Raw genomic sequence first — 18,794 nt, forward strand, 5'->3', positions numbered from 1 at the left:
CTTGACATGGCGGACGGCCTTCATGGGCAGACATTGCCCATGAAGGCCGGTGGCGGGCTCGGCTAGCGTCGCCAGGGGTGCACAGAAAGGGTGGTCGCATGCCGGAACCGATCGAGGTCCGCAAGGTGCCGATCGAGAGCGTGACCGACGCCTCCGGGCTGTCACGTCTCATCGCCGAGGGCGTGATCGAGGCCGAACGGGTGCTCGCCGTCGTCGGCAAGACCGAGGGCAACGGCGGCGTCAACGACTACACCCGCATCCTGGCCGACCGCGCCTTCCGCGAGGTGCTGGCCAGGCACGGGCATCCGGCGCCGGAGAACGTCCCCCTGGTGTGGTCGGGCGGCACCGACGGCATCCTGAGCCCGCACGCGACCGTCTTCGCCACCACCCCGGCCGAGCGCGCCCCCGTCACCGACGAGCCGCGCCTGTCGGTCGGCGTCGCGATGAGCGAGGTCATCCTGCCCGAGGACATCGGCCGCCCCGCCATGGTGGAGAAGGTCGCCGCCGGGGTCCGCGAGGCCATGAAGATCGCCGGCATCGACGACCCGCGCGACGTCCACTACGTACAGACCAAGACGCCCCTGCTCACCCTGGCCACCATCACCGACGCGCGCAGCCGCGGCAAGGACACCGCCATCGAGGAGACCGGCCCCTCCATGGACCTGTCCAACTCGACCACGGCGCTCGGCATCGCGGTGGCGCTCGGCGAGATCGACATGCCGCGCGCCGAGCAGATCCACAAGGACCTGTCGCTCTACTCGTCCGTGGCCTCGTGTTCGTCGGGGGTCGAGCTGGACCGGGCGCAGATCGTGCTGGTCGGCAACGTACGCGGCATCGGCGGGCGCTACCGCATCGGCCACAGCGTCATGAAGGACGCCCTCGACGCCGACGGCATCTGGGCCGCCATCCGCGACTCCGGCCTGCCGCTGCCCGAGCGCCCGCACCCGTCGGACCTCGGCGGGCGGCTGGTCAACGTCTTCATGAAGTGCGAGGCCGACCCGTCCGGTCGGGTACGCGGCCGGCGCAACATCATGCTCGACGACTCCGACGTGCACTGGCACCGGCAGATCAAGGCGGCCGTGGGCGGCGTCGCGGCGTCGGTGACCGGCGACCCCGCGGTGTTCGTGTCGGTGGCGGCCGTACACCAGGGCCCGTCGGGCGGCGGCCCGGTCGCCGCCATCGCCGACCTGGGCGAGTAGGTAAGGGCAGAGTGGCTTCCGCCGCTCTGCCCCACGCTCTTCTAGCTATGTAGAGTACGAGCTATGAAGAGCAACGCACCCCGGATGACCCTGCCGACCCAGGCCGTCCTGCGCGCCCTGCTCGCCGACCCCGCCCGCGAGCGGTACGGGCTGGAGCTCTGCGACCTCGCCGGGCTGCCCGGGGGCACCGTCTACCCCATCCTGGCCAGGCTGGAGCGGCTCGGCTGGGTGGAGAGCCGCTGGGAGGAGCCCAGCGCCCACGAGGAGGCGGGCCGCCCCCGCCGCCGCTACTACCGCATCACCCCCGACGGGGCCGAGCGCGGACGGGACGCCGTCGCCCGCGCCTACCGCTCCCGCCGCCAGCCCGTCCCGGCCTGGCTGCTCCACCCGGGAGGCACCTCATGAACCGCGGCGACCCCCTCGGACCTCTGCTCCGAGCCACCGGCGAATGGCTGGACGGCGAACGGCTGCGGCTGGTGCGCCGCGCCTACGAGGTGGCCGCCCACTGGCACGACGGGCAGCGGCGCCACAGCGGCGACCCCTACGTCACGCACCCGCTCGCGGTCGCCGTCATCCTCGCCGAGCAGGGCGTACGCGACCACGAGATCCTGTGCGCGGCCCTGCTGCACGACGTGCTCGACGACACGGCGTGCCCCGAGGCGGAGCTGGCCGAGTTCGGCGAGGACGTCATGGCGCTGCTGCGCGGGCTCTCCGCGCTCGACGACCCCCGCGGCCTGCCGCCGGACCGGCGCGACCTCGCCGACGAGCGCGTCCTGGCGCTCAAGCTCGCCGACCGCCTGCACAACCTGCGCACCGCCCGCTTCCTCCCGAAGGCCAAACGGGCCCGCAAGGCGCGGGAGACCCTGGAGCTGTACGTGCCCGCCGCCGGAAGGGCGGGTCTGGAACGGGTGGGGGAGGAGCTGCGGCGGCTGGCCACCGCCAACCTGCCGGGGAACGGGCCGTACCGGCTCGTCAGGGCGGGCGCGGTCCTGCTCCCGCCGCACGCCCGAGCCCGCTACCTGGAGGAATGGCTGGCCGAACTGCACACCATTCCCGGCCGCCGGGAGCGGAACCGGTTCGCCGCCGGCCTGCTGCTCGGAATGCCGAGCCTGGCCGCGGCCCTCGGCCGCTGGGACGTCGCGGGATGGGCGCGGGCACTGCGGGGCAGGATCGGGGCCGGGCGCAGGCGCAGGTAGTCTCGGGTGCTGTGCCGAGCATCCCGCGACCCCTCGACCCCACCGACGACGGCGGCGCCCCGCCCGCCGTGGCCGCCGCCCTCGCCGCCCACCGCGACGGCACGGGCGACGTCGCCGCCGTGCTCAACGCCCTCGCCGGGGCGCGGCTGCTGGTGCCCGTGGTGGCGCTGCTGACCCAGTCCGAGGTGGGCGAGCACGGGCTGCGGCAGGAGAAGGAGAGCGAGATGGCCCTGCCCAAGCTCGTCGGGCAGGACGGCAGGCACGCGGTCCCCGCCTTTACCGGCACCGACGCGCTGACCAGGTGGCGGCCGGACGCCCGCCCGATCCAGAGCACCACACTCCAGGTGTGCCGGGCCGCCGCCCAGGAGGGCGCGGCGGCGGTCGTGATCGACGTGGCGGGGCCGGTGCCGTTCGTGATCGAGGGTGCGGTGCTGGAGGCCCTGGCGGCCGTCGAGTCCGGCACCGCCGCCCAACTCGACCGGGCCACTGTCGCCCGCGTCGAGCCCACCCCGAAACGCCGCTGGTTCTCCCGCCGCTGACCCGCCAGGCCGCCTGGCGGGGGGCGACCCTTGCTCCCCTGATCCATCCACAGCTGGACCGGTGCCGGTGAACGGGGCGCCGGACGGCGTGTCGCGCACTAGGGTCGGCTCGTGGTCGCACTCATGGCGCTGGCCGGCCTGGTCTGCGGACATCGCATCAGGGCGCTGGCCGACACCTACACCCCCGCGCCCCCCACCCCCGGAACAGGGATCGAGCTGCTGACCGCCGCCGTGGCGGCGCTGACCGCGTGGCGCATGGGCATGCCGTACGTGCCGTTCGCCGTGATCGGGGTCGCCCTGGCCGTGATCGACTGGCGCACCACGATCCTCCCCGACGCGCTCACGCTCCCCGCGTACCCGATCACCGCCCTGGCGCTCTGGCCGACAGGGGAGCTGCCGCGGGCGCTGGCCGGAGCGGCGGCGCTGACGGCGCTCTACGGGCTGCTCTGGTTCGCCCGCCCCGAGGCCATGGGGCTCGGCGACGTCAAGCTGGCCGGGCTCATCGGGCTCAACGCCGCCGCGGCCGGCTGGCCCGCGTGGGTCGCCGCGGCCTTCGCCGGGCAGGCGCTCGGCGCGCTCTACGCACTCGCGCTGCTCGCCACGCGGAAAGGCACACGGCACACACAGTTCCCGTTCGGCCCGTTCATGCTGATGGGCGCGTTCATCGTGCTGTGTCTCGACGGGTGAACGTGGGTCAGCCCACTCGGCGGCACGTGGAAGACTTGTACGCATGTTGCGCTGGTTGACCGCCGGAGAGTCCCACGGGCCCGAACTCGTCGCCGTCATGGAGGGCCTGCCGGCCGGGGTCGAGGTGACCACGGCCGCCATCGACGAGGCGCTGCGCCGCCGCAGGCTCGGCTACGGCCGCGGCGCGCGGATGAAGTTCGAGGAGGACAAGGTCACGATCGTGGGCGGCGTCCGCCACGGCCGCACCATGGGCAGCCCGGTCGCCATCCGCGTCGGCAACACCGAGTGGCCCAAGTGGGAGAAGGTCATGGCGGCCGACCCGGTCGACCCGGCCGAGCTGGAGGGCCTGGCGCGCAACGCGCCCCGCTCGCGCCCGCGCCCCGGCCACGCCGACCTGTCCGGCATGCAGAAATACGGCTTCGACGACGCCCGCCCCGTGCTCGACCGCGCCAGCGCCCGCGAGACGGCGGCCAGGGTCGCGCTCGGCGAGGTCGCCCGCCGCTTCCTCAAGCAGGCGCTAGGCGTCGACATCGTCAGCCACGTGACCTCGATCGGCGGCGCCGAGAGCCCGTCGGACACCCTTCCAGGCCCCGGCGACCTGGCCCGCATCGACGCCGACCCGGTCCGCTGCCACGACCCCGAGGGCAGCGCCGCCATGGTCGAGGTCATCGACAGGGCACACAAGGACGGCGACACGCTCGGCGGCGTCGTCGAGGTCCTCGCCTACAACCTGCCGCCCGGCCTCGGCAGCTACACCCACTGGGACCGCAGGCTCGACTCCCGGCTGGCCGGCGCGCTCATGGGCATCCAGGCGATCAAGGGCGTGGCGGTCGGCGACGGCTTCGAGACCGCGAGGCGGCCCGGCTCCCGCGCCCACGACGAGATCGCCTACACCACCGACGACGGCGTACGCCGCCTCACCAACCGCGCGGGCGGCGTCGAGGGCGGCATGACCAACGGCGAGATCCTGCGCGTCAGCGCCGCGATGAAGCCGATCTCCACGGTTCCGCGGGCCCTCGCCACCATCGACGTCAAGACCGGCGAGGCGGCCAAGGCCCACCACGAGCGCTCCGACGTCTGCGCCGTCCCGGCGGCCGGCGTCGTGGCCGAGGCCATGGTCGCGCTGGTCCTGGCCGACGCGGCCCTGGAGAAGTTCGGCGGCGACTCCGTCGAGGAGGTCGCGCGCAACCTGTCCGGCTACCTCTCTTCGATGGTGATCAAATGACGGCCAAGGCAGTGCTGATCGGGCCTCCCGGCTCCGGCAAGACCACACTCGGGCGCCTGCTCGCCGAGCGGCTCGGCGTCGGCTTCCGCGACACCGACGCCGACGTCGAGGCGGTCGCGGGCAAGCCCGTCTCCGACATCTTCGTCGAGGACGGCGAGGCCCGCTTCCGCGAGCTGGAGCACGAGGCCGTACGCCGGGCCCTGGCCGAGCACGACGGCGTCCTGTCCCTGGGCGGCGGCGCCGTGCTGCACCCCGAGACCCAGGCCCTGCTCGCCGGCCACCACGTGGTCTACCTCCAGGTGGGGCTGGCCGACGCGGTTCAGCGGGTCGGCCTCGCCTCGGCCCGGCCGCTGCTGGTGCTCAGCCCGCGCAGCCAGCTCAAGAAGCTCATGGAGGAGCGGCGGCCGGTCTACGAGCGGCTCGCGGCGGTCACCGTGACGACCGACCAGCGCGAGCCGGCGGAGCTCGCCGAGGAGATCCTGAAGGGGCTGCCGGCATGAGCGCCGCGACCAGGATCACCGTACGCGGCGACAGCCCCTACGACGTGGTCGTCGGCACCGGGGTGCTGGCCGAGCTGCCCACCCTGTTCAGGCCCGGCGTCAGCACCGTCGCCGTCATCCATCCTGAGACCCTGCCGGAGATCTCCCGCCCCGTGTGCGAGGCGATCGCGGCGGCCGGGCACGAGGTCGTCGCCCTGCCGGTGCCCGACGGCGAGCAGGCCAAGACCGTCGAGGTGGCCGCCCGGCTCTGGTCGGAGCTCGGCCGGCACGGCGTGACCCGTTCCGACGCCGTCGTCGGCGTGGGCGGCGGCGCCACCACCGACCTCGCCGGGTTCGTGGCCGGCACCTGGCTGCGCGGCGTACAGGTCGTGCTCGTGCCCACGACGCTGCTGGCCATGGTCGACGCCGCGGTCGGCGGCAAGAACGGCATCGACACCCCCGAGGGGAAGAACCTCGTCGGCACGTTCCTGCCGCCCGCGGGCGTGCTGTGCGAGCTGTCGACGCTCGACGGCATGCCGCGCGACGACTACCGCGCCGGCCTCGCCGAGGTCATCAAGGGCGGCTTCATCGCCGACCCCGAGATCCTGCGCCTCATCGAGGCCGACCCCGAGGGCGCGACCCGGCCCGGCGGCCCGCACACCCGCGAGCTCATCGAGCGCAAGATCCGCGTCAAGGCCGACGTCGTGGGCGCCGACCTGCGCGAGGCGGGCCTGCGCGAGATCCTCAACTACGGCCACACGCTGGCCCACGCCATCGAACGCGACGAGCACTACCGCATCCGCCACGGCGAGGCCGTCGCCATCGGCATGGTCTACGCCGCCGAGCTGTCCAGGCTCGCCGGGCGGGCCGACCTCGTGGCGCGCACCCGGGCCGTGCTCACCTCGGTCGGGCTGCCCGTCTCCTACCGGGCCGACGCCTGGCCGCGGCTGCGCGACCACATGCGGCTCGACAAGAAGAACCGCGGCGCCAAGCAGCGGTTCGTGGTCCTCGACGGCCTGGCCGAGCCCGGCCGGCTCGAAGGCCCCCCGGAAGAGCTGCTCGAAGCGGCCTACAAGGAGATCTCGGCATGATCCTCGTGCTCAACGGGCCCAACCTGGGCCGGCTCGGCACCCGCGAGCCCGACGTCTACGGCGCCGACACCTTCGAGGACGTCGCCGCGCTCTGCCGCGACACCGGCAAGAAGCTGGGCGAGCACGTCGAGGTCCGCCAGACCGATGACGAGGCCGAGCTGATCGGCTGGCTGCACGAGGCCGCCGACGGCCGCATCCCGGTCGTGCTCAACCCGGCCGCGTTCACCCACTACTCCTATGCGGTGCGCGACGCCATCGCCCAGCGTACGGCGCCGCTCGTCGAGGTCCACCTCACCAATCCCGCGGCCAGGGAAGAGTTCCGGCACAACTCCGTCGTCGCCGGGGTGGCGACGGGCACCATCGCCGGCTTCGGACTACAGTCGTACGTCCTTGCGCTGCACGCTATCGCGGAGTTGAACACCACCTCATGAGGCACTACAAGTCCTTCGTCGCGCTCGGCGACAGCTTCACGGAAGGACTGAACGACCCGGGCCCCCACGGCCACTACCGTGGCTGGGCCGACCGGGTCGCCGAGCGGCTGGCCGCCGACGACCCCTCCTTCCGCTACGCCAACCTCGCGGTACGCGGCAAGCTGCTCGACCAGATCATCGCCGAGCAGGTGCCCGTGGCCGTCGAGATGGCGCCCGACCTGGTCAGCTTCTGCGCCGGCGGCAACGATCTGCTCAGGCCGGGCAGCGACCCCGACGTGATGGCGAAGAAGCTCGCCCGCGCGGTGCGGGAGCTGCGGGCGGGCGGGGCCGACGTGCTGCTGTTCACCGGCGTCGATCCGCGCGACACGCCGCTCATGCGCCGGCTGCGGGGCCGCTTCGCCGTCTTCTACCTGCACCTGCGCTCGATCGCCGACCTCTACGGGTGCCGGTTGGTCGACCAGTGGTCCATGCAGGGGCTGCGCGACTGGCGGGCCTGGAGCCCGGACCGGCTGCACATGAACGAGGACGGGCACCGGCTGGTGGCCGCCCGGGTCCTGGACGTGCTGGGCGTGCCGTTCGACGACTGGCGCAAGGACTGGCCGGAGCGGTCCGTCGACCCGCGGGCGCGGCGGCGCGAGGACGCCCAGTGGATCCGCGAGTACCTGGTGCCCTGGGTGGGGCGCCGACTGCGGGGCGTCTCCTCGGGCGACGGCTTGTCCCCCAAACGCCCCGAACTCACCCCCTGGGGCTGACCCCCGCCCTCCACCTCACGTCCTGGGCGGCGGCCGCCCTCCGCCTCACACCTTGGGCGGCGGCCGCCCTCCACCTCACATCTTGGGCGGCGGCCGCCCTCCACCTCACACCCTGAGCTGCGGCGGGCCTGCGGCTCACGCCCTGAACGGCCGCCGGCCTGCGGCTCACGCCCTGAGCGGCCCCGGCGTCCGGCTCGCGTCCTGGGCGCTGCGACGTCTGGCACACGTGCTGGATGGCCGTCGGCCTGCAGCTCGCGTGCCCGGTGGCCATTGGCATCCGGCCTCAAGTCCTGGAGGCCGCCAACCCTTCAGGACGTGGGCCATCGGCTGAGCGCTCGCCTCGGCTCAAGCTCCGGGCCAAGCACCTGCGGGCCGTCCGCTGTGCTTCGGTGGGGGCGGCCCTTCGCAAGCCTCAGGCGTCGGCTGGTTCCGTTGACTCGGCGGCCAGGCGCTTCAGGGCGGCGCGGGGGATCGCCGGGTCGGTGGTGCGCCAGAACGGGGGCAGCGAGTTCAGCAGGAAGCCGCTGTAGCGGGCCGTCACCAGGCGCGGGTCGAGGACCGCGATGACGCCCTTGTCGTGCTGCGAGCGCAGCAGCCGCCCCGCCCCCTGGGCCAGCAGCAGCGCGGCGTGGTTGGCGGCCACCGCCATGAAGCCGTTGCCGCCCCGCGCGGCCACGTGCCGCTGGCGGGCGGAGGTCAGCGGGTCGTCGGGGCGCGGGAACGGCACCCGGTCGATGATGACCAGCCGCAGCGACGGCCCTGGCACGTCGACGCCCTGCCACAGCGACAGCGTGCCGAACAGGCAGGTGGGCTCGTCCTCGGCGAACTGCTTGACCAGCAGCATCGTCGAGTCGTCGCCCTGGCACAGCAGCGGCACGTCGAGCCGGTCGCGCAGCGCCTCGGTGGCGGCCTTGGCGGCCCGCATCGAGGAGAACAGGCCCAGCGTGCGCCCTCCGGCCGCCTCGATCAGCTCGGTGATCTCGTCGAGGTATTGCTGCGGCAGGCCGTCGCGGCCGGGCTGGGGGAGGTGCTTGGCGACGTAGAGGATGCCTGACCTGGGGTGGTCGAAGGGGGAGCCGACGTCGATGCCCTGCCACTCGCCGGGCCCGCTGAGCCCCCACTGCGCGGCCAGCGCGTCGAACGTGCCGCCCAGCGCGAGCGTGGCGGAGGTGAGGACCACCGTACGCTCGCCGAACAGCTTGTCGCGCAGCATGCCGCTGACGGTGAGCGGCGCGACGCGCAGCGCGGGCGGCCGGCGGTCGGTGCCCCCGTCGAGCCAGACGACCTCGGCGCGGTCGGCCTCGGAGGCGTGGCCGTAGGCGTCCAGCATGCGCACCGCCGTGTCGTGCACCTCGTCGAGGGCGGTGAACGCGGCCTTGCGCTGGCCCGCCTTGTCGGGGTCGTCCTTGTCGGCGTTGCGCGGCCCGAGCGCCGTGACGCAGCGCCAGGCGGTGTCGCGGATGAGCTGGAGGGTCAGCCCCAGCACCTGGGGCAGCTCGTCGACGCGCCCCGGAGGGGCGGCGGCGAGCAGCGCCTTCAGGTCCTCGCCGGCCTCCTGGAGCTGGTCGGCGACCGACTGCTCGATGAGCCGGCCGACCCGTCGTACGGCCAGCGACACGGTCAGCTCCGACAGCTCGCCGGTGACGACGGACGTGACCCGGTCGACCAGCTCGTGCGCCTCGTCGACGACCACGACCTTGTGCTCGGGCAGCACCGGCAGCTCGCCCATGGCGTCGATGGCGAGCAGCGCGTGGTTGGTGACCACGACGTCGACCTCGCCGGCCCGCTGCCGGGCCAGCTCGGCGAAGCACTCGGCCCCGCTGGGACACCGGTTGGCGCCCAGGCACTCCTGCGCGCTGACCGAGAACTGCCGCCAGGCCTGCTCGCTCACGCCCGGCACCAGCTCGTCGCGGTCGCCGGTCTCGGTCTCCTCGGCCCACTCCTGGATGCGCTGCACCATGCGGCCGGTGGCGCTCACCTCCCGCGGGTCGAAGAGCTGGTCCTGCTCGTCGTCCTCGGGCCAGCCGGCGGTCGCCTTGTAGCGGCACAGGTAGTTGCGCCGGCCCTTGAGTATGGCGAACGTCGGCTCGTGCGGCAGCTCCTTGCCCAGCGCCTCGGCCAGGCGGGGCAGGTCGCGGTCGACGAGCTGGCGCTGCAGCGCGATCGTGGCCGTGGAGACGACCACGGGCTTGTCGCTGTCCATGGCGTGGCGGATCGACGGGACGAGGTAGGCCAGCGACTTGCCGGTGCCCGTGCCGGCCTGCACGGCCAGATGCTCGTCGGCGTCGATGGCCTGCTGCACGGCGCGGACCATGGTGACCTGGCCCTGCCGCTCGCTCCCTCCGACGGCGTTGACGGCGATGCTGAGCAGTTCGTCGACTGACGGGAGATGGGAGTCCGGCACGGCAGTAAACGCTACCCGCATTTGCCGGGTCGCCGCGCCGAACGCGGTGTGATCGGCCAGACGCATCCCGGCATTCCCGAACGCGTGCGGCGGCGGGCGTGGCACACTGGGCGATCGGGACCCCAACAAGTCGGACACGCGCTCACGGTGGTTGACGAGGGGGCCTGGGGTGTGTATGGGAGAGCCGGTTCAGTAGGGTTTTCCGGGGTTGAGTGGACGCATAAAGGCTGGTTAATACAGTATGTCTGCCATGTCGGAAGTTGTCCCGTTGCCGTCGTTCGGCGAAGTCTTCTTCGATGCACGAGGTCAGGAGCGCTGTCTCCGGGTCACGTGGCACGAGGGCACCTTGGTGCTCAGCCTGTGGCGTGGGGAGATGTGCACAGCGAGCTTCCGCATGCCGATGGAGGACGTCGGCCGGCTGCTCGACACCCTCGACGAGGGCTTCGCCGAGGCCACGGGCGAGCAGCCCGCCGTGCCCGAGCACGACCCGGGCACGGAGGTCATGCCGGGCACCGGCCAGTACCAACGCCCGGCGCAGCCCCTCCACCAGCCGCAGCCGCCGCTCGACGAACGGCCGGTCGCGCTGTCCCCGAACGACGTCCTCGTGGCCCGGGGCCCCGCGCCCCAGGACAAACTCGTGGCCGGGTTCGGCGAGACGACCGGGTCGAGGGAGCAGACCCCCGCCTACGGCGAGCGGGCGCCCTTCACCGGCCCTCAGTACGTCGAGAGCACCGGCCCCCAGCCCCGCTACACCGGCGACCCCTACAGCGGCCCGCAGTACACCGGCGACCCGGCGAGCGGCCCCCACTACTCCGGCGACCCCGCCAGCGGCCCCCAGTACACCGGCGACCCGTTCAGCGGCCCGCAGTACACCGCCGACCGGCCGGCCTACCAGCCGCCGCAGCAGCAGCCCGACCGCTTCACCGGCCCCCAGTACGCCGAGCCCCAGTACGCCGAGCCCCAGTACGCCGAGAACGAGCCCCTCTACCAGATGCCCGGCGCCGACCAGCGCCGCCCGGCGCCGCTCAGCACCGACCCCCTCGGCTTCCCGTCGCAGGCCGCCGGCACGTACGCAGGGAGCGGGCAGCAGGCCCAGCCCTACCAGCCGGACCCGTACGGGTCGGACTCCTACGGATCGGACTCCTACGGCCGCCGGGACTCCTACGCCCAGCAGCCGGCTCAGCAGCAGAGCCAGGGCGCCTCCGGCGGGGCCGGGCTCGGCACGCCCATGCACGGCATCCCCGGCGCGGGCCGCCGCCGCAGCGCCCCCCAGCAGTCCGCCCCCCAGCAGCCCTCCGCCGGCTACGGCGCCGACTACCGGGACGACTACGGCTCCTACCAGCAGCCCCAGCCCAACCCGGTGGACCCGCTGCTCGCCCTCGGCCGCCAGGAGCAGTACCAGCAGCAGCCCGACCCCGGCATGACCCGCCCGTACGTCGGGGACCCCATGTTCTCCACGGGCGAGCGCCTGCGCCCCGACCAGCCCGACTACCACGAGCGGAGCGACCGCAGGGACTGGTGAGCGGACTGCGGAGTCCGCGCGGCCAGGTACGCTCTCGTCGGCGAATCCGATCAGCCGACGGGGGGAGGCACAGCGGTGAGTCCCATCATGGGCCTGCAACTGCTGCTGGTGGCGGGCGGCGCGATCGCCGTCGCCGCGGTGGCGAGGCGCAAGGGCTGGCCCGCGCCGCTGCTGCTGGTGGCCGCCGGGCTGCTGGTGTCCCCGCTGGTGCCGTTCGTGCCGCTCGACCCGGAGCTGGTCCTCTTCGTCTTCCTGCCCCCGCTGCTCTACTCCGCCGCCCTCGACAGCTCCTACCTGCGCCTGCGTGACGCCAGGCGGGCCGTGGGGCTGCTGTCGATCGGGCTGGTGCTGTTCACCGCGGCGGCGGTCGGCTTCGTCGTGCACCTGCTGCTGCCGGACCTGCCGCTGGCGCTGGCGTTCGCGCTGGGCGCCATCATCGCGCCGCCCGACGCGGTCGCCGCCGTGGCGGTCGGGCGGCGGCTCGGGCTGCCGCGCCGCACGCTGACCCTCCTCATCGGCGAGAGCCTGTTCAACGACGCGACCGCGCTGACGGCCTACCGGGTGGCGATCGGCGCGTTCCTGGGCGGCACCGTCGATCTGCTGCACAGCGTCGGGGAGTTCCTGCTGGCGGCGGTCGGCGGCGTGGCGATCGGGCTGGCGCTGGCCCTGGTGTTCGCCTGGCTGTTCACGCTGACCCGCGACTCGCTGGTCGAGAACACGCTGACGCTGCTCATCCCGTTCGCCGCCTACCTCGCGGCCGAGTCGGTGCACGCCTCCGGCGTGATCGCGGTGGTCATCGTCGGCCTCTACCTCGGCTCCCGCATGCATCTGCGCGGGTTCGGCACGCGGCTGGTGTCCGACGCGGTGTGGCAGGTCACCGCCTTCTTCCTCGAGACGATCGTGTTCGCGCTGATCGGGCTGCAGCTCGTCACCGTGATCCGCGGCATCTCCGGCTACAGCGCCTGGGAGGTGGCCGGCTACGCCGCCGCGGTGCTCGGCGCGACCATCCTGACCAGGTTCGTGTGGGTGTTCGCCGCCACGTTCCTGATCAAGGCGCGGGGCGGTCCGGCCGGGCCCGGCCGGCAGCAGGCCGTCCTACTGGGCTGGGCGGGCATGCGCGGCGTGGTGTCGCTGGCGGCGGCCTTCGCCATCCCGCCCGAGGTGCCGCCGCGCGACCGGGCGATGCTGCTGTTCCTGACCTTCACCACCGTCATCGGCACCCTGCTCATCCAGGGCACCACGTTCCCCGCGCTGATCAGGCGGCTCGGCGTGTCCAGCGAGCAGGAGCGCTACGAGGACCGGCTGTCCGAGGCGGCGGCCCAGCAGGCGGCGCTGGAGGCGGGCCTCGCCGAGCTCGACCGGCTGGTGGCCGAGCTCGGGAGCGAGCCCGACGAGATCCAGAAGCAGGTCGTCGACCAGCTCAGGGAGAAGTCCTGGCGGCGCTCGCTCACCGCGTGGGAGCGGCTCGGCGGCGGCACCGGGCAGGGCGGCGCGGAGACGCCGAGCACGCTCTACCGGCGGCTGCGCCGCGACATGCTGCAGGCCGAGCGCCAGGTGTTCGTCCGCCTGCGCGACGAGCGGCGCCTCGACGACGAGGTGCTGCGCGAGGTGATGGCCCAGCTCGACTTCGAGGAGGCCATCCTGGAGCGCTGAGGCCGGCCGGCCTCAGCCCATCTGATTGTCCACGAAGCACCAGCGCCAGTTCTCGCCCCGCTCGAACGACTGCATCACCGGATGCCCGGTGTCGTGGAAGTGGGCGGTGGCGTGCTTGCTCGGCGAGGAGTCGCAGCAGCCGACGTGCCCGCACTCCAGGCAGCGCCGCAGATGGACCCACCGGCCGCCCGCCGCCAGGCACTCCTCGCAGCCGTCAGGAGTGCGCGCCGCAGGGTCGTCGGCCTGGGAAAGATGTTCGCAACTAGCCATATCAATCATCCTAGTACGCGGTGACAAAGGCGATCATTGGGGCGTTCTTCCTGCTCACCGCCCTTGCGGCCGATCCTCGGGAGGCGTCTCCTCCTGGCTCTCCCGCTCCGGATCGGTGTCCCCGGCCGGACGGCAGTGGGCCGCGCAGCCCTCGAAGCGGTCCCGGTCGATCGGGGTGAACGACGTCGGAGGGACGTTCTTCAGCGCCGCGAGCATCGTCGCCTTCCAGATCGGCCCGGGAAGGCTCGCCCCGGCGACGATCCCGTAGTACCGGCCGCCGATCGTCATCCCCACCAGCTTGTGCCGCTGCGAGCCCCGCGGGTCGCCGATGCTCACCGCCGCCGCCAGATCGGGGGTGAAACCGGCGAACCAGGCGGTCGCATAGTCGTCGGTGGTGCCGGTCTTGCCGGCCGCGTCCCGGCCGATGCCGCCGACGCCGCGCATCGTGCCCTGGGTGAACACGCCGGACAGGACGTCCGCCGTGGCGTCCGCGACGGCCGGTTCGAGGGCCTGGCGGCACTTCGGCCGGTAGCGGGCGGTCTTGCCGTTCCTGTCGGTGATGGCGGTGATGGCCATCGGCGCGCAGTACGTGCCGCGAGCCGCGATCGCCGCGTACGCGGTGGCCACGGTGACCGGGTCCATCTCGTTGATGCCGAGCGTGAACGTCTCGTACTCCTGGAGCGGGCGGCCGTCGGCGCGGCGGATGCCGAGCGACTTGGCCGTGGTCACCGTCTCGCAGAGGCCGGCCCGGCGCTCCAGCTCCATGAAGAACGTGTTCACCGACCCCCACGTGCCCGTCCTGAGGGTCTTCCAGCCGGGGGAGCCCTCGTCGTTGGTGACCGTGTGGGACGGGTCGCCGACGTTCTCGCCCGCGCAGTTCTTGAACGTCGCGTACGCGGGCGCGCGGTAGCCCGCGCCAACGGTGAACCCGTCGTCCACCTTCATGCCCTGCTTCAGCGCGCTGATCAGGGTGAACGTCTTGAACGTCGAGCCCGCCTGGAACCCGATCCCGCCGCCGTGCGCCGCGTCGGCGACCACGTTGTACGAGATCTCGTGGCGGGCGGCCCGGTTGCCGTAGGGGCGGCTGGCCGCCATCGCCTCGATCGCGCCGGTGCCCGGCCGGACCAGGGCCTCGGCGGCGACCGGGCCGTCGGAGGCGTGGACGTACGCGCGGATCGCCCGCTCGGCGGCCGCCTGCTTGACCGGGTCGAGGGTCGTCCTGATGGTGAGGCCGCCGCGGTTCAGGGTGGCGAGGCGGGCCTTGGCGGACCGGCCGAAGTCGGGGTTGTTGAGGATCTCCTGGCGGACGTACAGGCAAAAATAGGGATATTTGCTGACTTCGCAGCCGCCGGGAAGCTTCGTGCCCTTGTAACCGAGCTTGGTGCGCTTCGCCCGGTCGGCCGCCGCCTGGGTGATCTTCCCCAGCTCCGCCATCCGGTCGAGCACCACGTTGCGCCGCTTCAGCAAGCGGGCCCGCTGCTCACGGCCCAGGTTGGGGTCGGTCGCGTTCGGGTCCTGCACGGCGCCGGCCAGCGTGGCGGCCTGCGGCAGGGTCAGCCGGGCGGCGTGGACGCCGAAGAAGCGCCTGGCCGCCGCCTCGACCCCGTACGCACCGGCGCCGAAGTACGCGATGTTCAGATATTTCTCAAGAATCTGGTCCTTGGTGTATTTCTTCTCCACGCCCATCGCATAACGCAGCTCGTTCAGCTTGCGCGTGTAGCTGGCCTCCAGGGCGGCCTCGCGCTCGGCGTCGGTGCCGGCGGAGTTGAGCAGCACCTGCTTGACGTACTGCTGGGTGATGCTCGAACCGCCCTGCGCGACCTTGCCCGCCCGCAGGTTCGTGGCGAGCGCGCGCAGCGTGCCCTCCACGTCGATCGCGCCGTGCTCGTAGAAGCGGTAGTCCTCGATCGCCACGATGGCCGTCTTCATGACCTCGGCGATGGCGTCGAAGCCGACCACCTCGCGGTACTCCTCGTAGAAACGCGCGATCTCGCGGCCCTTCGCGTCCCGCACGATCGTGACCTCGGCGGGCGGCGGCTCGACCAGGTCGACCGGCTTGAGGTCCACCTCGTCGGCCGCCGCCACCAGCCCGAACCCGGCCCCGCCCACGGCCGGGACGGCGATCCCGGCCATGAGCACGCCCGCCGCGGCCCCCGCGGCGGCCAGGCGTACGATCTTCGTCCCCCGGCCCGCCATCAGAGCCTGCCGAGCCCGCGGGCGAGCACGGTCGCGGTCTTCGCGAGCACCTTGTCGTCCACCGCGGGCGTCGAGCGGGTGGTGTAGACGGCCATGATGATCGGGGCGGCCGCCTTGTCCGGCCACACGACGGCGATGTCGTTGGCGCCGCCGACCTCGGCGTTCGTGCCGGTCTTGTCGCCGATCGTCCAGCTCTTGGGCAGGCCGGCGCGGATGCGCTTGTCGCCGGTCCGGTTGGCCCGCAGCCAGCCGTTGAGCCGTCGCCGGTCCTTGGCGTTGAGCGCGTCGCCCCAGGTGAGCAGGGACAGGTCGCGGGAGATGGCGGCGGGCGTGGTGGTGTCCCGCTTGTCCTTCGCGGTCCAGTCGTTCAGCTCGGTCTCCCAGCGGTCGAGGCGCGAGACCGGGTCCTTCAGCGACCGGAAGTAGCGGGTGAGCCCGGCCGGGCCGCCGATCTGCTTGAGCACCATGTTGCCCGCGGTGTTGTCGCTGAGGGTGATGGTCGCCTCGCAGAGCTGGGCGACGGTCAGGCCGTCGGCGACGTGCTTCTCCGTCGTCGGCGAGTTGGGCTTGAGCTCGTCCTTCGTCCACTTGACGACCTTGTCCATCAGGCCGGGCTCGGACGTGCGGGCCTTGTGCAGCGCCGCCGCGCAGGCCGGCGCCTTGAACGTGGACAGCAGCGGGAACCGCTCGCCCGAGCGGTAGCCGACCGTCCGGCCGGTGGCGGTGTCGATGGCGTACGCCCCGATCCGTCCCTTGTAGGACTTCTCCAGCGCCCGCAGCTCCTTCGTCACCTGAGCCTGCCCGCCCCGCTGCGGCGCGACGGCGGCGTCCGCGGTCGCGGCCGTCGCCGTTCCCAGTGTGCTCCCGGTGAGCAGCGTGGCCGCGAGGGCGGCGGCGAGGCGGCGGGCGGAGGCGTGTCGCATGTGACCTGTCCTAACTGTCGTCCGTCAGAAGGCAGCAGCACACCAGACCGGATCACCAGATGTCTAATAGCGATATCGGCAATCAGGCGATATCCATTTCGATATCACCCCTGGTCGGGATGTCCGCGAATTTCGGCGACCGCGCGTCGGCACCTGCTTGGGTAGGGTCGGGGCATGCGACTCCACAAGAGCCGATTGCTGTCCCTCGCGGTCCTCTCCGCCGCCGCCCTCGCCGTCGCGGGATGCGGCGAGGTCAACCAGACCATCGACAAGGCCCAGGCGTGCCTGGAGGCGCCGAAGATCGTCACCGACCTGGGCGCGCAGATCACCAAGCTCACCGACGATCCCCAGGCCATGGACAAGGCGCTCGACGACGCCGCGGCCAAGCTCGGCGACGTGGCCGACCAGGCCGCCAACACCACGCTCAAGGAGGCCTCCGACAACCTGGCCGACAAGCTGAGCGGCATCTCGGTCCAGAACGTCAACGACGCCGTCGACGCGGCCCAGCAGGTGGGCAAGGAGACGGTCGCGTACCTGGAGACGGTCCGGCAGGCCTGCACCAACTGAGCGGGCGGGCAATCCCGCCTTCTCTAGGGGAAAAGTGGACGAATTACCGTTTTTCCCATGGAACCCGACCCGCGTTTCACCTTGGCCAACGAACGCACCTTCCTCACCTGGCTGAGCACGGCGCTGGCGCTCAGCGCGGGCGGGGTGGCGATGGCGGCGTTGCCCGCCGACGTGTTCGTGCCGTGGATCCGCACCGCGCTGGCCGTCGTGCTCGTCGCGCTCTCGGCGCTGGCCGCCGGCCTGGCCTACCCCCGCTGGCGCAACATCCAGCGCGCCCTGCGCGCCCAGGCGCCGCTGCCGCCGCCCGCGCTCGCCGCCGTGTTCGGCTACGGCGTGGCGCTGGTGGCGGTCATCGCGCTCGTCCTCGTCCTCCTCGCGGCCTGACGGGGGTACGCGGCCATGGGGAGCGCGCCGGAGGAGGAGGTCTGGGACAGCGGCCTGCAGAGCGAGCGGACCCGGCTGGCCTGGGTGCGCACGGCGGTGCTGCTGGCCACCGGCGGGCTCGGCGCGGCCGGGGTGGCGCTGCGCAACGGCCTGCCGGTCGCCGCGGTGGCGGTGTTCGCGACGGCCTCGTTCTGCGGCGGCGTGCTGCTCATCAGGACGCGCGCCCGCTACCGCCGGGTGCAGGCGGCGCTGCACGGCGGCCGGCCGCTCGACCACGGCGCGGACGTGCTGGTCGCCTGGCTCGGCACCCTCTGCGTGGTCCTGGGCGCGGCCGTCTTCGTCGCGTCGCGCACCCTCTGACCTGCGAAGAGCCGGTTTGCGTGATCCGGCGTCCAGGGCGGAGACTCTAGATGAGGGGGTGATTTCGTTGGAGGAAGAACGCAGAAACGTGCCCTTCGAGTGCCGCAGCTGCTGGCACGTGTGGGAGGAGGAATACCTCGTCCGGCACGTCGAGGACGAGCACGGCAACGAGGCGACGCTCTGGTTGCGCAACAGGGTTCCGGTCCCGCCGCCCTCCCCGGGGGCCAGGTGCCCGAGGTGCGGCTGCGAGCACGCGACCACGTTCCCCGAGGGTTACCTGCTGCGGCATCCCGAGCTGGTCCCGCCGGATGCCGCGGCGGCGCCCGACGAGACGCCGTTGCTGAGCCCCGTCCCGAGGCGGCTCTATTAGGGCAAACCTGACGGTTGGTGAGCTTTCCCTGACGTCAGGTGTCACAAGACCGCCTTGCCGGTCCAATGTGACCAGGCGGACACTGAGGGCGAACGGCGATCCGCGGTCGGGGGTGATCATCGTGCCCGATGGGTTCGAGACCCGGGTGTCATGGCTTTTCGAGTGCCTGCGTTGCTTACACGTGTGGGAGGAGGACTACCTCCTCCGCACCGTCGTCGACGCGCGCGGCAACGAGAGGCAGATCTGGCTGAGCTCCGGTGTGGCGGTGCAGCCGCCCTGGTCGGGGCCGTCCTGCCCGGGATGCGGCGCCTACCGGGTCACCTCGTTCCCGTCCGGCTACCTGAGCCGCCACCCCGAGCTGGTGGCGGCCCAGGAACCGGACCCCGACCCCGTACGGGTGCCGGCCGTCAGGCCGCCGGACCGGGTGGCCGCCGTGGAGCGGGTCACCCTGCCCGGCCGGCTGCTGGTGGCGCTCGGGGCGCCGATCGCGTTGTTCGTCGGCTACGAGCTGTATGCCGCGATCGTGCGGCCCGTGCACCACTGACG

The 18,794-nt window shown here is 72.8% G+C and carries 21 protein-coding genes; 17 read left to right on the plus strand and 4 right to left on the minus strand.

What is annotated here, in order from left to right; genetic code table 11:
• The first annotated feature begins 98 nt into the window (after positions 1-98).
• From ACBR40_RS18005 to ACBR40_RS18050, 10 genes are all read left to right on the plus strand, one after another.
• Entirely contained in the window at positions 99-1,199 is a 1,101-nt protein-coding gene (locus ACBR40_RS18005) for a ring-opening amidohydrolase (protein ID WP_329574096.1), read from the plus strand.
• A gap of 63 nt (positions 1,200-1,262) precedes the next feature.
• The gene (locus tag ACBR40_RS18010) at positions 1,263-1,604 is read left to right on the plus strand and encodes a PadR family transcriptional regulator (protein WP_245774847.1); all 342 of its coding nucleotides are present in this window, start codon (positions 1,263-1,265) and stop codon (positions 1,602-1,604) included.
• Positions 1,601-2,395 (plus strand): HD domain-containing protein, encoded by a 795-nt coding sequence (locus tag ACBR40_RS18015; RefSeq protein WP_371249463.1) that lies wholly within the window; start codon positions 1,601-1,603, stop codon positions 2,393-2,395. Before ACBR40_RS18010 ends, ACBR40_RS18015 begins: the two co-directional genes overlap by 4 nt.
• Before the next feature lie 11 nt (positions 2,396-2,406).
• Complete coding sequence (locus tag ACBR40_RS18020; RefSeq protein ID WP_344212078.1) at positions 2,407-2,934, plus strand: SseB family protein; 528 nt, start codon at positions 2,407-2,409, stop codon at positions 2,932-2,934.
• Positions 2,935-3,045: 111 nt separating this feature from the next.
• Positions 3,046-3,621, plus strand: a complete 576-nt coding sequence (locus ACBR40_RS18025) for a prepilin peptidase (protein ID WP_371249464.1) — start codon at positions 3,046-3,048, stop codon at positions 3,619-3,621.
• Between the two features lie 43 nt (positions 3,622-3,664).
• Positions 3,665-4,846 (plus strand): chorismate synthase, encoded by a 1,182-nt coding sequence (aroC, locus tag ACBR40_RS18030; RefSeq protein WP_344212074.1) that lies wholly within the window; start codon positions 3,665-3,667, stop codon positions 4,844-4,846.
• On the plus strand, positions 4,843-5,346 hold the full coding sequence (locus ACBR40_RS18035; protein WP_344212072.1) for a shikimate kinase: 504 nt from the start codon (positions 4,843-4,845) through the stop codon (positions 5,344-5,346). Before aroC ends, ACBR40_RS18035 begins: the two co-directional genes overlap by 4 nt.
• Positions 5,343-6,416 (plus strand): 3-dehydroquinate synthase, encoded by a 1,074-nt coding sequence (gene aroB / locus ACBR40_RS18040; protein ID WP_344212071.1) that lies wholly within the window; start codon positions 5,343-5,345, stop codon positions 6,414-6,416. The genes ACBR40_RS18035 and aroB overlap by 4 nt, the downstream gene beginning before the upstream one ends.
• Positions 6,413-6,847 carry a type II 3-dehydroquinate dehydratase gene (gene aroQ / locus ACBR40_RS18045; RefSeq protein WP_371249465.1) on the plus strand — a complete coding sequence of 145 codons (435 nt, stop codon included), beginning with the start codon at positions 6,413-6,415 and terminating at the stop codon, positions 6,845-6,847. Before aroB ends, aroQ begins: the two co-directional genes overlap by 4 nt.
• Positions 6,844-7,599: an SGNH/GDSL hydrolase family protein gene (locus ACBR40_RS18050; RefSeq protein WP_344212067.1), complete on the plus strand. Its 756-nt coding sequence runs from the start codon at positions 6,844-6,846 to the stop codon at positions 7,597-7,599. The genes aroQ and ACBR40_RS18050 overlap by 4 nt, the downstream gene beginning before the upstream one ends.
• A gap of 412 nt (positions 7,600-8,011) precedes the next feature.
• On the opposite strand, the gene ACBR40_RS18055 is transcribed toward ACBR40_RS18050, so the two are convergent.
• Positions 8,012-10,024 (minus strand): ATP-dependent DNA helicase, encoded by a 2,013-nt coding sequence (locus ACBR40_RS18055; protein ID WP_371249622.1) that lies wholly within the window; start codon positions 10,022-10,024, stop codon positions 8,012-8,014.
• Positions 10,025-10,397: 373 nt separating this feature from the next.
• On the opposite strand from ACBR40_RS18055, the gene ACBR40_RS18060 reads away from it, so the two are divergent.
• Positions 10,398-11,525 carry a hypothetical protein gene (locus tag ACBR40_RS18060; protein WP_371249466.1) on the plus strand — a complete coding sequence of 376 codons (1,128 nt, stop codon included), beginning with the start codon at positions 10,398-10,400 and terminating at the stop codon, positions 11,523-11,525.
• 75 nt (positions 11,526-11,600) lie between these two features.
• Positions 11,601-13,178, plus strand: a complete 1,578-nt coding sequence (locus ACBR40_RS18065) for a Na+/H+ antiporter (protein WP_344212063.1) — start codon at positions 11,601-11,603, stop codon at positions 13,176-13,178.
• Between the two features lie 12 nt (positions 13,179-13,190).
• On the opposite strand, the gene ACBR40_RS18070 is transcribed toward ACBR40_RS18065, so the two are convergent.
• From ACBR40_RS18070 to bla, 3 genes are read right to left on the minus strand one after another with little or no spacing between them, the layout of a single operon-like run.
• On the minus strand, positions 13,191-13,448 hold the full coding sequence (locus tag ACBR40_RS18070; RefSeq protein WP_371249467.1) for a ubiquitin carboxyl-terminal hydrolase 14: 258 nt from the start codon (positions 13,446-13,448) through the stop codon (positions 13,191-13,193).
• A 54-nt stretch (positions 13,449-13,502) separates the two neighbouring features.
• Positions 13,503-15,644 carry a transglycosylase domain-containing protein gene (locus ACBR40_RS18075; protein WP_371249468.1) on the minus strand — a complete coding sequence of 714 codons (2,142 nt, stop codon included), beginning with the start codon at positions 15,642-15,644 and terminating at the stop codon, positions 13,503-13,505.
• Positions 15,644-16,567: a class A beta-lactamase gene (gene bla / locus ACBR40_RS18080; protein WP_371249469.1), complete on the minus strand. Its 924-nt coding sequence runs from the start codon at positions 16,565-16,567 to the stop codon at positions 15,644-15,646. The genes ACBR40_RS18075 and bla overlap by 1 nt, the downstream gene beginning before the upstream one ends.
• A gap of 174 nt (positions 16,568-16,741) precedes the next feature.
• Between bla and ACBR40_RS18085 the strand changes: the two genes are divergently transcribed.
• From ACBR40_RS18085 to ACBR40_RS18105, 5 genes are all read left to right on the plus strand, one after another.
• Positions 16,742-17,134, plus strand: coding sequence for a hypothetical protein (locus tag ACBR40_RS18085; RefSeq protein ID WP_344212055.1), 393 nt, complete (start codon positions 16,742-16,744; stop codon positions 17,132-17,134).
• 57 nt (positions 17,135-17,191) lie between these two features.
• Complete coding sequence (locus ACBR40_RS18090) at positions 17,192-17,518, plus strand: DUF202 domain-containing protein (RefSeq protein ID WP_344212053.1); 327 nt, start codon at positions 17,192-17,194, stop codon at positions 17,516-17,518.
• A gap of 15 nt (positions 17,519-17,533) precedes the next feature.
• The gene (locus ACBR40_RS18095) at positions 17,534-17,878 is read left to right on the plus strand and encodes a DUF202 domain-containing protein (protein WP_344212051.1); all 345 of its coding nucleotides are present in this window, start codon (positions 17,534-17,536) and stop codon (positions 17,876-17,878) included.
• A gap of 88 nt (positions 17,879-17,966) precedes the next feature.
• A complete protein-coding gene (locus ACBR40_RS18100) occupies positions 17,967-18,248 on the plus strand; it encodes a hypothetical protein (protein ID WP_344212049.1) in 282 nt (93 codons plus the stop codon).
• Positions 18,249-18,429: 181 nt separating this feature from the next.
• Positions 18,430-18,792 (plus strand): hypothetical protein, encoded by a 363-nt coding sequence (locus ACBR40_RS18105; protein ID WP_344212047.1) that lies wholly within the window; start codon positions 18,430-18,432, stop codon positions 18,790-18,792.
• Positions 18,793-18,794: the final 2 nt, after the last annotated feature.

The sequence above is a fragment of the Nonomuraea sp. AD125B genome (assembly GCF_041402765.1).
In the GTDB taxonomy this organism is placed as follows: Bacteria; Actinomycetota; Actinomycetes; order Streptosporangiales; family Streptosporangiaceae; genus Nonomuraea; species Nonomuraea bangladeshensis.

What these genes read in the sequence shown, in the direction of transcription:
- ACBR40_RS18005 (WP_329574096.1), top strand. Translation starts at nt 99, where the DNA reads ATGCCGGAACCGATCGAGGTCCGCAAGGTGCCGATCGAGAGCGTGACC.
- ACBR40_RS18010 (WP_245774847.1), top strand. Translation starts at nt 1,263, where the DNA reads ATGAAGAGCAACGCACCCCGGATGACCCTGCCGACCCAGGCCGTCCTG.
- ACBR40_RS18015 (WP_371249463.1), top strand. Translation starts at nt 1,601, where the DNA reads ATGAACCGCGGCGACCCCCTCGGACCTCTGCTCCGAGCCACCGGCGAA.
- aroC (WP_344212074.1), top strand. Translation starts at nt 3,665, where the DNA reads ATGTTGCGCTGGTTGACCGCCGGAGAGTCCCACGGGCCCGAACTCGTC.
- ACBR40_RS18035 (WP_344212072.1), top strand. Translation starts at nt 4,843, where the DNA reads ATGACGGCCAAGGCAGTGCTGATCGGGCCTCCCGGCTCCGGCAAGACC.
- aroB (WP_344212071.1), top strand. Translation starts at nt 5,343, where the DNA reads ATGAGCGCCGCGACCAGGATCACCGTACGCGGCGACAGCCCCTACGAC.
- aroQ (WP_371249465.1), top strand. Translation starts at nt 6,413, where the DNA reads ATGATCCTCGTGCTCAACGGGCCCAACCTGGGCCGGCTCGGCACCCGC.
- ACBR40_RS18050 (WP_344212067.1), top strand. Translation starts at nt 6,844, where the DNA reads ATGAGGCACTACAAGTCCTTCGTCGCGCTCGGCGACAGCTTCACGGAA.
- ACBR40_RS18055 (WP_371249622.1), bottom strand. Translation starts at nt 10,024, where the DNA reads ATGCGGGTAGCGTTTACTGCCGTGCCGGACTCCCATCTCCCGTCAGTC.
- ACBR40_RS18060 (WP_371249466.1), top strand. Translation starts at nt 10,398, where the DNA reads ATGCCGATGGAGGACGTCGGCCGGCTGCTCGACACCCTCGACGAGGGC.
- ACBR40_RS18070 (WP_371249467.1), bottom strand. Translation starts at nt 13,448, where the DNA reads ATGGCTAGTTGCGAACATCTTTCCCAGGCCGACGACCCTGCGGCGCGC.
- ACBR40_RS18075 (WP_371249468.1), bottom strand. Translation starts at nt 15,644, where the DNA reads ATGGCGGGCCGGGGGACGAAGATCGTACGCCTGGCCGCCGCGGGGGCC.
- bla (WP_371249469.1), bottom strand. Translation starts at nt 16,567, where the DNA reads ATGCGACACGCCTCCGCCCGCCGCCTCGCCGCCGCCCTCGCGGCCACG.
- ACBR40_RS18085 (WP_344212055.1), top strand. Translation starts at nt 16,742, where the DNA reads ATGCGACTCCACAAGAGCCGATTGCTGTCCCTCGCGGTCCTCTCCGCC.
- ACBR40_RS18090 (WP_344212053.1), top strand. Translation starts at nt 17,192, where the DNA reads ATGGAACCCGACCCGCGTTTCACCTTGGCCAACGAACGCACCTTCCTC.
- ACBR40_RS18095 (WP_344212051.1), top strand. Translation starts at nt 17,534, where the DNA reads ATGGGGAGCGCGCCGGAGGAGGAGGTCTGGGACAGCGGCCTGCAGAGC.